Source organism: Chromobacterium sp., assembly GCF_041912965.1.
GTDB classification, from domain to species: domain Bacteria; phylum Pseudomonadota; class Gammaproteobacteria; order Burkholderiales; family Chromobacteriaceae; genus Chromobacterium; species Chromobacterium aquaticum.
Genome location: NZ_JAYSGF010000015.1, coordinates 1 through 12,656, shown reverse-complemented (window position 1 = coordinate 12,656; position 12,656 = coordinate 1). Strand labels below are relative to the sequence as shown.

The window sequence follows — 12,656 nt, the reverse complement described above, 5'->3', positions numbered from 1 at the left end:
CGCTTCGCCCCTTACGCCAGCCAAGATTGGATTGACGCCTTTTTCTGAGGCGGGTTGGCGCGCGGCCAGACGAAGCCCGGCAACCCGCCCAACCGGCGGGTTTTTTCATAGCTGCCCCTATCCCAAGGAGACTGTCATGCCAAGCAATGAACAATTCAAAGATACGGCCACTAAGGCGACACTGCACTTGGTTTGCGGCAAGATCGCGGCGGGCAAGTCCACGCTGACCCGCCGCCTGGCCGACCAGCCGCGCACCGTGCTGATCAGCGAAGACGATTGGCTGGCCAAGCTCTACCCCGGCGAAATCCGCACCCTGACCGATTACGTGCGCCGCTCGCAATCGCTGAAGGACGCGCTGGCGCCGCATCTCGCCGCCCTGCTCGGCCAAGGCCTGTCGGTGGTGCTGGACATGCCGGCCAACACCCTGGACAACCGCCGCTGGATGCGCGAGCTGATCGACGCCAGCGGCGCCGCCCACCAGCTGCACCACCTGGATGTGGACGACGATGCCTGCAAATCGCGGCTGCGCCAGCGCAATGCCAAGGGCAGCCACCCGTTCAGCGTCAGCGAGGCCGAGTTCGACCACATCACCCGCTACTTCGTGCCGCCCGGCGCGCAAGAAGGCTTCAACATCATCACCCACCGCAGCGCCGACGCCTGAAACCGGCATCGCCCCGCGCAGCGCCAGCCCCGGCTGGCGCTTTTTCATCCCCGCTGCACAAAAACAACGCCCTAAACCAGCCGCCATCAATTTGCCAACGTCATTTACGCGCACGGTAAACGCCCATGCTTGCTGGCTTTGCGTCTTTTCGTTCCCAAATCATAACCATATGGTTATGTTAAAAGCTAACCGATTGCCAGCTTACCACTCGGATATATTTAGGCTTGAATAGCCCACATGAACACGACCGAAATCCGCCGCTACAAGCTGGGCCTGTTGATCGCACGCGATTTCGACGGCAACGTCGCCCGATTCGCCGAGTTTATCGACCGCCGCCCTCCTCAAATCTACCGGCTGTTCTCCGACGCGCCAAGCGGCCGCGGCATGGGAGAAAGCCTGGCGCGCCACATCGAAAACTGCCTGGGCCTGCAGCGCTATTGGCTGGATGAAGAAGGCGACATGGACACGCTGCCGCCGCTGCGGGAGCGGGTTGCCGAGTACGAAGTGTCGCTATCGGAACAAGCCTTGCTGCAACTGCTGATCGACGACCTGCACCGCGCGATGCGCGGCAAGTCGCTCAGCCGCAAGAGCCTGATCTGCCTGCGCAGCATGGTGGACGCGTTGAGCCAGGACCTCAGCCGGGTCATAGACAACCAGCCGCTGGCGCTGCCCAATCCCGAGCAGGACGAACAGGACGACTGAGCCGTCGCGGCATTGCCCAATACGCAACACTCGTCCAAAACATAACCTAGCGGTTATTGTTATTTAATATCTTGATTGATAGGCTAGGCCAGTCGCTTCGTCCATGATCATGGAGACTGGCATGACCTTCGAACCGTTACGCCCCAGACTCACCGATCACGGCAGCTGCATCGCCGTGGAAAGCCTGCGCCTGCTCAAGCCGCTGCCCAGCGTCAAGGCCATGCTGCACACCCCCAGGGGCGTGCTGCCGCGCAAGGTGTGCGCGGTGTGCATCCATCACCAGCGGCTCTGGGCGGACCGCCACACCGGCTCGCTCTACTGCGCCGAAACCGGTTACAGCCTGCGCTATACCAGCTTGCGCCTTTATATCGCGCCCCAGCCGCATGAAGCCTGACCCGCCGCCGCCCGACACCGCCACGGCTTGCCGGCTGGCGATGGACACGCTGCAATCGCTGGAGCCGCTGCTCCACGCGATCACGCGACTCAATCAATTGTCCGATCCGCGCGCGCGCCAGCACATCGCCGGGCTGTGCCAGCTGGCGACCACCATGCTGCAAGACAGCCACAACGAGCTGGACCTGATCCGCGAACAAGCCGAGACGCCGCCTCCGCGCTGAGCTGGCCGCCACGCCCGTCCCCGCCTGCCGCGCGGCGCTATATCCCCAAGCCTTGCGCCAATGCTAATCTTCAGCACAAGGCCGGCGTCCGCCGGCGCCCCATCGCCACCACCACAAGGACTCCCCGATGGACACCCTGCTGTTTCTGCTGCTCGCCGCCGCCATGCTGGCGCTGATCCTGCGCAAGCGCCAATGGGCTTACGCCTGCTGGGGCCTCGCCTTCGCGCTGACCCTGTACTGGTTCAAATTCCACGCCACCAGCATGCTGCCCATCTCCCTGTAAGGACGCGCTCATCATGTCGAAACTCACCGGCCAGCTGAACTTGCTGGGCCTGCTGCTGATCAATCTATTATTGCTGGTCGCCTTCTACTTTCAGTTCGCCCAACATGAGCTGCCCTGCCCGCTATGCCTGCTGCAGCGCGTGGCCTTGAGCGCGATCGCGGTGGCGTTGGCCGCCAATGTGCTGCTGGGCGACAAGCCCGGCCATTACGGCATGATGCTGCTGGCCGCCGCCGCCGGCTTTCTGGTGGCCGGCCGCCAAGTGCTGCTGCACATCGCCCCCGGCGATGCCGGCTTCGGCCCGCCCATCCTCGGCCTGCACTTCTACACCTGGGCCGCGCTCGCCTTCTTCGGCGTCTTCATCGGCTGCGCGCTGCTGCTGATGCTGTGCCAGCAAACGCGCAGTTTCGACCAGCAAGCGCCGGCGCGGCTGGCCCCGCTGGCCAAGGCCGGCATCGCGCTCACCCTATTGCTGCTGCTGGGCAATGCCTTGTCGGTGTTCCTGGAATGCGGGCTGGCCGCCTGCGGCGAAAGCCCGGTCCGCTATCTGCTGCTCAATTGACGCGCCCCCGCGCCGCCGCTAAATCGACCAATCCTCATCCAGCGCGGCGGCGCGCGCCGCCGGCGCCTCCGGCCGCAGCACCAGCCACAAGGCCAGCGCGATCAACGCGCCGCCAAGCGCCTGCAGGCCGCTGACCGTCTCGCCCAGCGCCAGCCAGCTCCAGAACATGCCAAAGGGCGGAATCAGAAACGTCACCGTCAGGGCCTTCAATGGGCCGACATCGGCGATCAGGCGGAAATACAGCACATAAGCCAGCGCGGTGCACAGCAAGCCCAGCGCCAGCAAGGCGGCCCACACCCGCGGCCCCGCCTCCGGCCAGGACAGCGGCTGCGCGGCCGCCTGCCACAGCATGAAGGGCAGCAGCAGCAAGACCGCGCCCAGCTGGCTGCCCAAGGCCACCACCCGGCTATCCAGCCCGCCGCGGTCCGCGATCCAGCGCTTGGTCAAAAAACCGGCCAGCCCGTAGCAAGCGGTCGCCGCCAGGCAGGCCGCCACGCCCCACAAGGCCGCCGGGTCCGTCGCCGGACCGGTGCGGGTCAGCACCGCCACCCCGCCCAGGCCGATCAGCACCCCGGCCAGCTTGTTGGCGCCAATGCGTTCGCCAAACAGCGCCGCGCCGATCAACACCCCCATCAACGGCGTGCTGGCGTTCAAAATCGCGCTATAGCCGGCCGGCAACACCCGCGCCGCCAGCGCGAACAATAGAAACGGCAGCCCGGAATTGATCACGCCCAACAGCAGCGTGGCGCGCAGCTTGCCGTGAAAGGACAGCCGCAAACGCAGCAGCGCGATCAAGCCCAGCAGGCCGGCCGCCCCCAGCGCCACCCGGCCCAGGGCCGTCGGCGCCGCGCCCAACACCGGCGCGACGATGCGCATGAATAAAAAGCTGCCGCCCCACAAGGCCGCCAACAGCAGCAAACGTCCCAGACTCGCCATCCCCATGATGCTTCCCTCCACCTTGTATTGAATCCGCCTAAACCGGATACTGAAATCATCCATGCCGTCAGCCGCGCTAACAAACGATTTCTCCTGTTCAAGCATTTAGCAAAGCTAAACTCATATGCCCAAGCCACCGCTGGAATCCCTGCGCTTCTTTGAAGCCGCCGCGCGCCGGCTCAGCGTCAAGCTCGCCGCCGAGGAACTCCACGTCACCCCCGGCGCGGTGTCCCAGCAGCTGCGCAAGCTGGAAGACTGCCTAGGCCAGCCGCTGTTCGAACGCCACGCCCGCGGCCTGGCCCTGAACACAGCCGGCCGCGACTACCTGGCCGCCTGCCAGCGCGCGCTGGCCGAGATAGACCGCGCCACCGCCCGCCTCATCGCCGCCCGCCGCGTGATCCTGCTCAGCTGCACCCCGTCGTTTGGCGCGCAATGGCTGATTCCGCGCTTGCAGGACTTCCTGCGCGCGCATCCGCGCATCGACGTCCACGTCAGCACCGGCAACCGCGTGGTCGATCTCGCCACGGAAAACATCCACTTCGCCGTGCGTCACGGCCTGGGCGACTACCCCGGCCTCAGCGCCAGCAAACTGCTGGACGACGAACTGGTGCCGGTATGCGCGCCGACGCTGCCAGCGCGGCTGGACGCGCTCAGCGGCGAGCGGTTGTTGCACGACGAGCACCGCGGCGACTGGCGGCTATGGAGCCGCGCCGCCGGCCTGGACACGCTGGATTGCGAACAAGGCGTGGTCTGCGTCGATTCCAACGCCGCCATCGAAGCGGCGCTGGCCGGCCGCGGCTACGCGCTGGCGCGGCGCTCGCTGCTGCAAATCGAACTGGCCGCCGGCCGCCTGCGCCCACTGCCGGCGCCGCCGCTGCCGAGCGCGCTCGCTTATTACCTGATACACCGCCCGGACACGGTGCGCGACCCGGAAATGGGCATCTTTAAACAATGGCTGCTGGAACAAGCGGCGGCGACCCAAAACAAAAGCCCGCCGAGCGGCGGGCTGGAGACGTGACAGCGTCTTGGCGGGATGTTTACAAACGCAGGTTCTCGATGCGAACCACATGCGGCGGCTTGCCGCCCAGCGGTTGGAAGATGTACACCGCCACCAAGTGCGGCTGCGCGCCGGGGTAGACCACTTCCGCGCTGGCCAGGAAGATGAAGTTTTCCCCCGCCACCACCTGGGTGGATACCGCCAAGGGCACGTATTTCACGCCCAGCAGGCCTTCGGTGGCCTGATGAAACACCTTGCGATCCTGCTCGTTCAAGGGCCGGAACCCGGACCAACCGCCCAGCAATTGTTCAGACATGATCATGCTCCCGTAATGAGTTAGCCAACACTGGAGACCACACGGAGCAGGCGACGCCCGCCCCGCCCACAGCCGGTATAGCAAGCGCATCGAAGCCGGGGCAAGGTTTTAGTTATTACTACGTAATTGACTTTTAGAATTTAATTGCCATTTGTCATTAACATAGCGCCAAGCGGACTGAGCCCCCGCCAGTCCAAGCGCCAAGGCCGCCAACACACGCAAAAAAACCCACGGTTTTCCGTGGGTTTTTCATTAGCAGTACGCGAGACCAAGCTCTCAGAGTCTGTTCAAAGTCTCGCGAGCAAGGGCGAGACAAGGCGAAAACGAGCGAAAAAGCGGAATGTACAAACGGTACATGAGCATTTTGAGCTCGGTTTCAACGCCGTATCGCCGAAGCGCAGCAGACTTTGAACAGGTTCTCAGAAATTCAAAGCCCAATCCGGCTGCAAATCCTTGATCAACTGCGGCGGCAGGCGTTCGCCCTCCACCAGCAAGGAGCATTCCAGCGAGAAATGCTTGGGATCGGACTTGGAAGCGATCAGCAACAAGCGCGGCACATCCGCGTACTGCTGCGAAGGCTTGATGGTTTTCCAAGCGCCCTTGTCCCACTGCCGGTACAGCGCGCAGACGCCGCCCTTATCCTTGGAACAGCTGAACTTCAAATCCGGCCGTTGTGCCACAAACTGCTTGAGCGTCATATCCCGCTGCCCCAGCAGCCGGAAACCCCAAGTATAAGTTTCCAATACGCCATTGACGTCCGACGGACCATTGGTGTTGTAGAAGTGCTCTTCCACGTAATTGCGCAAGGCCCACTGCGGCGTCAGCGCCACCGGCTGTTCAATGGCGGAATGGCGCAGCAGCGAAGTCAAACCCTCGGACGCGCCGCTGACATCCTCCTCCATCTCGCGCGCCTGATCGCGGATAGGCTGCATCCGCAGCGCGGCGCGGCCGTTCTCCACCGTCACCGGCAGACCGGGAATGGCCTTGCCGGGTTCGGCGATGTACCGGAAAAAACCACCGTCGCAATTGAACATCTGGCGCAACGCCTCATCGTCGGCATGGGCATGCAGGCTGAGCAACATCAAGAAGGGCAAGAGTTTTTTCATTGGCTTTGAACTGAGCTTTTTTAGGAAGCCGACGATGCTAACATAGAAATTACATTTTCATTTTTGACTGTATCTACAAGAACATACGCATTTATCATTATCTGGCGTGCAACGCGCGCCGCCCGCCGTCTCGGCGCCTGCCGTCATTCCTGTATCGCCTCTATCCAACAAAACACCGCCCAGAGTCACAAGGACTTGCAATTTGACAACCAGTTGTCAATAATGGCAACTAGTTGTCAAAGAGAGAAACCCTATGTCCACCAAGCAAAACCATCGCCCTCAAGACATCACCGAGCTGATGCTGCTGATCTTCCGCCTAAACGGCACCCTGCTGGAAAGAGGCGACCAACTGGTCGCCCACCTGGGCATCAATAGCGCGCGCTGGCAAGTGCTTGGCGCGGTGGGCCTGGCCGGCGCGCCGCAAACCGCGCCGCAGATCGCCGCCCGCATGGGCATCAGCCGCCAAGGCGCGCAAAAGCAACTGCACAAGCTGGTGGAAGAAGGCTATTTCGAGGTGCAAGCCAATCCCCAGCACGCCCGCTCTCCGCTGTACCGGCTGAGCGCCCTGGGCGAACGCACCGTCGCCGGCACCCAACACAGCCAGACGCAATGGACCGAGCAACTGGCGCGGCAATTGCCCGACGCGGATTTCGCCGCCGCCTGCCACACCCTGCGCCAACTGCTGAGCACGCTGGACACGCTCAGCCCACCGATTGGAGAAGAGCCATGAACCGTACTCTCAAGCTGATCCACTTCATCGCGCTGGCCCTGTTCCTGGGCAGCATCCTGGCCTGGGTCGTGCTGTCCGAAACCAGCCCGACCACGCCGGCCCTGCTGGCGCAGACACGGCAGCAAATCCAGACCGGCACCTGGGCACTGACCGTGCCCGGCCTGTGGCTGATGCTGTGCAGCGGCCTGCTGCTGGGCTACCGGCGCTACGGCCCGCGCAACCGCTTCTTCCAGCTCAAGCTGGGCCTGACGCTGCTGATTCTGCTCAACGCCTCCTTGGTGGTGGTGCCGGCGGTGGACCAGGCCAATCAGCTGGCGCAAGCCGCGCTGCTGAATGGCTCGGGCGGCGCGCTGGGCGCGGACTTCCACGCCGCCACCCTGCGCGAGGCGATAGGCGGCGGGCTGAATATCCTGCTGATCCTGGCCACCGCCGCCGTTGGCGTCTGGCGCAGCGGCAGTCGCGGCCGCTTCAAGGCGGACGCCCCTGGCGTCAACGCAGGCGCTGCTGCAGAAATTCGATGAAGCGCTGGGTCTTGGCCGGCAGCAAGCGGGTTTCGGTCAGCGCATACACCGGCACCGGCGTGCCGCGCCAGCCCGGCAGGATTCGGCGCAGCGCGCCGTTGGCCACCTCATCGGCGACGATCTCCTCCGGCATCAGCACAATGCCCATGTCCAGCGTCGCCAAGCGCTTGGCCAAGCCGATGCTGTTCAAGGCGAAGCGGCTGTCCACCGCCACCTCGAGCTGCCGCCCCTCGCCGTGAAAGCGCCAGACGCCGGGCTTCAACACGCCCAGGCATTGATGTCGCGCCAGCGCCTCCGGGGCTGACGGCTCGCCCGCGCGCGCCAGATACGCCGGCGACGCGTATAGATGCGGCGTCAGCGCGCCCAGCGGCCGCGCGATCAGCTGCGAGTTTTCCGGCACGCCCATGCGCACCGCGACATCGAAGGGCTCGCTGACCAGATCGACGCGCCGCGGCGTCAGGTCCAGGTCGAAATCAATGCCGGGATGAAGCCGCGCAAACTCGGCGATCATCGGCGCCAGATAGATCACGGCGAAATCCACCGGCAGCGAGGCGCGCAGCACGCCGCTGGGCTGCGCCAGCATCTCGCCCAGTTGCTCATGCGCCAGCCTGGCCTCGTCGACGATGCGGCGGCAGCGCTCGTAATACAGCAGCCCAGCCTCGGTCAGCTCGATGCGGCGAGTGGTGCGATGCAGCAGCCGCAGCCCGATCGACTTTTCCAGCGCGGCAATGCGCCGCGACAGCGTGGAGTTCGGCACCCCGGTCGCCTCCGCCGCGCGGCGAAAGCCCTTGGCCTTGACCACCTCGACGAACAAGACCATATCGTTCAGCAGTTCCACCCCATTGCTCCAAAAATGGATCAGTCTTCTCCAGAATACCCCATTTATCCCACTGGAAAAGCGCGAGATGATGGCGACACCCCCGACACCCAGGAGATAAGGCCATGAACACCGTATTCGATCCCATCCGCCTCGCCGGCCTCGGCTTGCAAAACCGCCTGGCCATGGCCCCGATGACCCGCTCGCGCGCGCTGCCGGACGGAAGCCTGAGCCCGCTGACCACCCGCTACTACGCTCAGCGCGCCGGCCTTGGCCTGATCATCAGCGAAGGCACCCAGCCGTCCGACGCGGGCCAAGGCTACCTCGCCACGCCCGGCATCTACACCGACGCCCACGTCGCCGGCTGGCGGCAAGTCACCGACGCCGTCCATGCGCGGGGCGGCCGCATCTTCATCCAGCTGATGCACGCCGGCCGCATGAGCCACCCGGACAACACCCCGCGCCATGAACCGGGCGTCGCGCCCTCCGCCATCGCGCCGGGCGCCGGCATGTTCACCGCCACGGGAATGCAGCCGATTCCCAGCCCGCGCGCGCTGAGCACCGCGCAAGTGCGCCAGACGGTGCAGGACTTCCGCCACGCCGCCCGCCGCGCCATCGAGGCCGGCGCCGACGGCGTGGAAATCCACGGCGCCAACGCCTATCTGATCCAGCAATTCCTCGCGCCCAGCGCCAATACCCGCGACGACGAATACGGCGGCTCCATTGAAAACCGCGCCCGCTTCGCCATCGAAGTGGCCACCGCGATCGCCGAGGAAATCGGCCCGGACAAGACCGCCATCCGCCTGTCGCCCGGCCTCAGCCTCTGGGGCATAGACGAAGGCGAGCAAGGCCCGACGCTGTACCGCTATCTGGTGAATGAACTGAACAAGCTGGGGCTGGCCTATCTGCACCTGATGCATCTGGGCGACGAGGCCTTGTTGGCCGAGCTGCGCCGGCTCTGGCAAGGCGCGCTGATCCTCAACCGCCCGGGCCGCCCGCGCGACCAGATCGGCGCCGATATCGCCACCGGCCTGGCGGAACTGGAATCCTACGGCGCCATGGTGCTGGCCAACCCGGACTTTGTGGAACGGCTCAAGCTGAACGCGCCGCTGAACACGGCCGACAAGACCAGCTTCTACGGCGGGAACGAACAGGGTTATACCGACTACCCCACCCTGCGCGACGCGCAGCCGGCCTGATCGCGGCAGCGGCCGGCGTTGCGGCGCCGGTCCGCTGATTAGCGCGGCAGACTTTGAACAGCTTCTTACTTCGAATACCGGGCGATGTACTGCTCTCCCCGCTTCCTGGCCGCCGCCAGCCGCGCGCCGCTCAGCTTGCTCTCGGCCAGATCCAGATTGCCCGGCGCGGTGTGGCTGCCGTTCACCTTGGCCACCGCGAACCAGGCGTAAGCCTCGACGGGATCGGCGCCCACGCCCAAGCCCTGCAAATACATCCAGCCCAGATTGGTCTGCGCGCGGGCCAGGCCCTGCACCGCAGCCAAACGATATAGTTCCACCGCCTTCGCCGCGTCCGCCGGCACGCCCAGGCCGTTGGCGTACATCCAGCCCAGGTTGGTTTGCGCCAGGTCATAACCGCGGTCCGCGCCTTTCCGATACCACGCCACCGCCTGAGCATCGTCCTGCTCCACGCCTCGCCCGCCTTCATACATCCAGCCTAGGCTGACCTCGGCGTCCACCAGGCCCTGCTGCGCCGCCTTGCGGAACCAGCGGGCGGCCTCGGCGTCGTTCTGCTCCACGCCCAAACCGTTCAGATACATGAAGCCGAGATCATGCTGCCGCTCGGCCTCGCCTCGCTCCGCCGCCTTGAGCAGCGTGGCAAAGGCCTTGCGGTACAGCTCGGCCGCCGCCTCGTGAGCCGCCTCCCCGCCGTCGGCGGCATAGAGATCGGCCAGATCGACTTGCGCGCCGGCTTCGCCCTGCTCGGCGGCCTTGCGCAACCACAACAAGGCCTGCTCCCGGTCCTGCGCCACCTTGACGCCGTCCTTGTACATTGCGCCCAACGCTGCCTGAGCGCCGGCGTCATTGTTCTGCGCCTGCTGCCGTATCTGCGCCAGCGGCTTGTCCAGCCACGCCTTGGGCAGCGTGGCCGCGTTCACCCCACCGGCCAATGCCAGCAGACCCAAGCACAACACAGCTAGTTTTCTCATCATCCGCTCCCGCCTTCACTCATGCGCCACGCGACCAGCCTGGCCGGCGCGCGGCACCTTGACCACGAAATGCTTGCCGCTCTTGAGCCCGCCCATGAACACCTCGCCGGACTTGCTCATCAAGAAGGGGGAAGCTTCCAACTCCTCGCCTTGGGGCATCTCCACCCCGTGTTGTTGCAGATAATCGGCAAACTTGATCGCCGTGTCGGAATCGTTCCAGATCACCGGAACAGAATCATCCGTGCTTTGCAGCCGGCGCGTGAACATACTTGTCTTCAGCTCATGCGCGCTGCCTATCATCATCCGGCCATCGGCGCTGACGCCGGACACGCTCCCCTCCGGCTCCGCGCCCAAGCCATTCAGCACTTTCACGCCCACGCTCGGGGTCCAGACAATGGGGATGTTGGACCAGTGGCCATACAAGGGCCGCCTATAGTTGTCCGCCGTGCCGACGAGAACCGCGCCGTCCTGGCTGGCGTCAAAAAAAGCCGGCAAGCCAGCGCCGATGCCATACAGCGCTTGCAGGCTCTGCGGCTGCCAGCCATCGGCCTGGCTCCAGATGAAGAAAGTGGACTGGCCGGCATCCCACAACTTGCGCCCCTGCAACAAGGTCAGGAAGTAATGATCGCCAAATTTTTTCGGCGCATAGCGCTCCCCCAAGGGGAAAGCCGGCGCCTTCGGCACCACCTGCTGGCGGCCATTGGTGCACCAGGTGTCGCCCTTGGGCAGCGCCAGCGCGCAAGTGTAATCCGCCGCGACATAGGGCACGCGATAGGCCACGCCCTCCTTGTCCACCGAGAAGCTGACCCAGGCCCGGTTGCTAAGGTAGGCGTTCACCACCGGACCAACGCCGTCGCCGACAAACAGGTATTCCGTGTCGTAGTCCTTGTCGCCGTAAAGCTTGACGCCTTGCTGGCTGATCACCACGAAACGGCCCTTGATCTCCTTGGAAAACAAGGCGTCGCTCTTGAGTGTGCCGGCCACCCAGGAACCATCCTCCGCCACATGATCCAAACTCAAGTCGCCCTTGACCGGGAATTGATCCTCGACAATCCAAAACTGCTTGGCGGCGGGAAAGCCCTCCGCGCGCGCGCCGATGACGGCGCCGCACAGCAGCAAACCCAAGCCCATCTTCTGAATCATGCCGCGCATGCCTGTTCTTTCTTTTCCAATAAAAAGCCCCGCCAGCGTCGGCCGGCAGGGCATTCTATGAAATTAGGCTAATAGCGCCAAGCGCGCCTTGAGCCCGACTAAAACACCGCTCCGCTCAGGCCAGCTAAAGCTGGCGCTTGTTCTCCAGCCAGCTCAGCAGATCCCGGCTGCGCTGTAACTGGTGCATCGCCTCCACGTGGCGGAACAGGTTCAGCTGCCGCCCGGCCACCACCAACAGCACTTCCAGATAGTTGAAAAAGCCACGGCGCAGGCCGTTGCGGTAGCTGCGATCGCCGTGATCCATATCCCTGGCAATGCGCAACAGCAAGCCATGGCCGGCATCTGGCGAATTGGTCTTCAGCCACTGCGCCAGATGCGCGGCATATTGGCGGCCCAGCCTGCTGGCCTCGGCGTAGTCCTTAGGCTCGGCCGGCTGCCAGTAATGCGGGTAGTCGCGTCCCGGCAGATAGCGGACAAAAGGCAGGCGGATTTCCTTGGTTTCCAGCGAAGTAAAGCGGTATAGCGAACGCGGTAGCGCTGGTTGTTGCTGAGAAACGCTGCCCTGCTGGACGGCTTGAACCTTGGAATGGGATGGAGTGGATTCGATGTTGGGCATCGGACGGACTGGCTTCGCCATTGCAACCTCCTTGAATGAAGGGCCTGGCCGACAAAGCGGCAAGGCGGGCACATGACAAGGCTAGTCTCACCGCTCCCTCCGGACCGGCGCGCCCATGGGCGCCCCCGCCATGGCCCGCCCAGATTTTAGGCAAAGCAATAGCAACCGGACACGAAAAAGCCGCGAAAACGCGGAGTGTCCGCCGGGGGAGTTTGCAGGAGACTAATCCTGGCGCTGTTTGTGCGGCAGCGCGGGGCCATTGTTGGCTAGATGGCGGGGGGAGTCAAGCCAGAGCGGCTCCAGTTCATAGCAAACGAGATCGACTCGCTTGTTAGCTGCGGAGCTGGCCGCGTATCCGACGCGCCCCTGCTCCCTTCAAGCCTGCCGACGGGTGGCAGGCCCGAGGTTTTAAGCGGCTGCCTGTTCGAGCAGCGCGACGTTAGCGCGCTGCGAGTTCAGCCGCGCCTCGGGCCTGA

The 12,656-nt window shown here is 64.4% G+C and carries 17 protein-coding genes; 10 read left to right on the top strand and 7 right to left on the bottom strand.

Going from position 1 to position 12,656, the window contains the following annotated elements:
* Positions 1-136: 136 nt before the first annotated feature.
* The 6 genes from ACE3QM_RS10140 (at position 137) to ACE3QM_RS10115 (ending at position 2,822) form a co-directional block, all read left to right on the top strand.
* Entirely contained in the window at positions 137-661 is a 525-nt protein-coding gene (locus ACE3QM_RS10140; protein ID WP_048411095.1) for an ATP-binding protein, read from the top strand.
* 237 nt (positions 662-898) lie between these two features.
* Entirely contained in the window at positions 899-1,363 is a 465-nt protein-coding gene (locus ACE3QM_RS10135) for a hypothetical protein (RefSeq protein ID WP_048411096.1), read from the top strand.
* A 121-nt stretch (positions 1,364-1,484) separates the two neighbouring features.
* A complete protein-coding gene (locus ACE3QM_RS10130; RefSeq protein ID WP_048411097.1) occupies positions 1,485-1,757 on the top strand; it encodes a hypothetical protein in 273 nt (90 codons plus the stop codon).
* Positions 1,747-1,980, top strand: coding sequence for a hypothetical protein (locus ACE3QM_RS10125; RefSeq protein WP_048411098.1), 234 nt, complete (start codon positions 1,747-1,749; stop codon positions 1,978-1,980). The genes ACE3QM_RS10130 and ACE3QM_RS10125 overlap by 11 nt, the downstream gene beginning before the upstream one ends.
* 127 nt (positions 1,981-2,107) lie before the next feature.
* Complete coding sequence (locus tag ACE3QM_RS10120; protein WP_156183934.1) at positions 2,108-2,263, top strand: DUF5993 family protein; 156 nt, start codon at positions 2,108-2,110, stop codon at positions 2,261-2,263.
* A 13-nt stretch (positions 2,264-2,276) separates the two neighbouring features.
* A complete protein-coding gene (locus ACE3QM_RS10115) occupies positions 2,277-2,822 on the top strand; it encodes a disulfide bond formation protein B (protein ID WP_048411099.1) in 546 nt (181 codons plus the stop codon).
* Positions 2,823-2,840: 18 nt separating this feature from the next.
* Here the strand turns inward: ACE3QM_RS10115 and ACE3QM_RS10110 are convergent, their stop codons facing one another.
* Positions 2,841-3,764: a DMT family transporter gene (locus ACE3QM_RS10110; RefSeq protein WP_374421593.1), complete on the bottom strand. Its 924-nt coding sequence runs from the start codon at positions 3,762-3,764 to the stop codon at positions 2,841-2,843.
* Between the two features lie 118 nt (positions 3,765-3,882).
* Here ACE3QM_RS10110 and ACE3QM_RS10105 point away from each other — a divergent pair, with 118 nt between their 5' ends.
* A complete protein-coding gene (locus tag ACE3QM_RS10105; protein WP_374421592.1) occupies positions 3,883-4,776 on the top strand; it encodes a LysR substrate-binding domain-containing protein in 894 nt (297 codons plus the stop codon).
* 19 nt (positions 4,777-4,795) lie between these two features.
* Here ACE3QM_RS10105 and ACE3QM_RS10100 read toward each other — a convergent pair whose 3' ends face one another.
* Both ACE3QM_RS10100 and ACE3QM_RS10095 read right to left on the bottom strand, forming a co-directional pair.
* Positions 4,796-5,071 carry a hypothetical protein gene (locus tag ACE3QM_RS10100; protein ID WP_048411127.1) on the bottom strand — a complete coding sequence of 92 codons (276 nt, stop codon included), beginning with the start codon at positions 5,069-5,071 and terminating at the stop codon, positions 4,796-4,798.
* A 419-nt stretch (positions 5,072-5,490) separates the two neighbouring features.
* Positions 5,491-6,177, bottom strand: coding sequence for a hypothetical protein (locus ACE3QM_RS10095; RefSeq protein ID WP_374421591.1), 687 nt, complete (start codon positions 6,175-6,177; stop codon positions 5,491-5,493).
* Between the two features lie 253 nt (positions 6,178-6,430).
* Between ACE3QM_RS10095 and ACE3QM_RS10090 the strand changes: the two genes are divergently transcribed.
* Positions 6,431-6,907 (top strand): MarR family winged helix-turn-helix transcriptional regulator, encoded by a 477-nt coding sequence (locus ACE3QM_RS10090; protein WP_374421590.1) that lies wholly within the window; start codon positions 6,431-6,433, stop codon positions 6,905-6,907.
* Complete coding sequence (locus tag ACE3QM_RS10085; RefSeq protein WP_048411104.1) at positions 6,904-7,428, top strand: hypothetical protein; 525 nt, start codon at positions 6,904-6,906, stop codon at positions 7,426-7,428. The genes ACE3QM_RS10090 and ACE3QM_RS10085 overlap by 4 nt, the downstream gene beginning before the upstream one ends.
* On the opposite strand, the gene ACE3QM_RS10080 is transcribed toward ACE3QM_RS10085, so the two are convergent.
* A complete protein-coding gene (locus tag ACE3QM_RS10080; protein WP_231462684.1) occupies positions 7,397-8,266 on the bottom strand; it encodes a LysR family transcriptional regulator in 870 nt (289 codons plus the stop codon). The genes ACE3QM_RS10085 and ACE3QM_RS10080 overlap by 32 nt on opposite strands.
* Positions 8,267-8,370: 104 nt before the next feature.
* Between ACE3QM_RS10080 and ACE3QM_RS10075 the strand changes: the two genes are divergently transcribed.
* Positions 8,371-9,444 carry an alkene reductase gene (locus ACE3QM_RS10075; RefSeq protein ID WP_374421589.1) on the top strand — a complete coding sequence of 358 codons (1,074 nt, stop codon included), beginning with the start codon at positions 8,371-8,373 and terminating at the stop codon, positions 9,442-9,444.
* A 65-nt stretch (positions 9,445-9,509) separates the two neighbouring features.
* Here ACE3QM_RS10075 and ACE3QM_RS10070 read toward each other — a convergent pair whose 3' ends face one another.
* The 3 genes from ACE3QM_RS10070 to ACE3QM_RS10060 form a co-directional block, all read right to left on the bottom strand.
* Positions 9,510-10,412, bottom strand: coding sequence for a tetratricopeptide repeat protein (locus ACE3QM_RS10070; RefSeq protein ID WP_374421588.1), 903 nt, complete (start codon positions 10,410-10,412; stop codon positions 9,510-9,512).
* Positions 10,413-10,427: 15 nt separating this feature from the next.
* The gene (locus tag ACE3QM_RS10065) at positions 10,428-11,564 is read right to left on the bottom strand and encodes a hypothetical protein (RefSeq protein WP_374421587.1); all 1,137 of its coding nucleotides are present in this window, start codon (positions 11,562-11,564) and stop codon (positions 10,428-10,430) included.
* A gap of 124 nt (positions 11,565-11,688) precedes the next feature.
* Entirely contained in the window at positions 11,689-12,201 is a 513-nt protein-coding gene (locus ACE3QM_RS10060; protein WP_374421585.1) for a hypothetical protein, read from the bottom strand.
* Between the last annotated feature and the right edge of the window lie 455 nt (positions 12,202-12,656).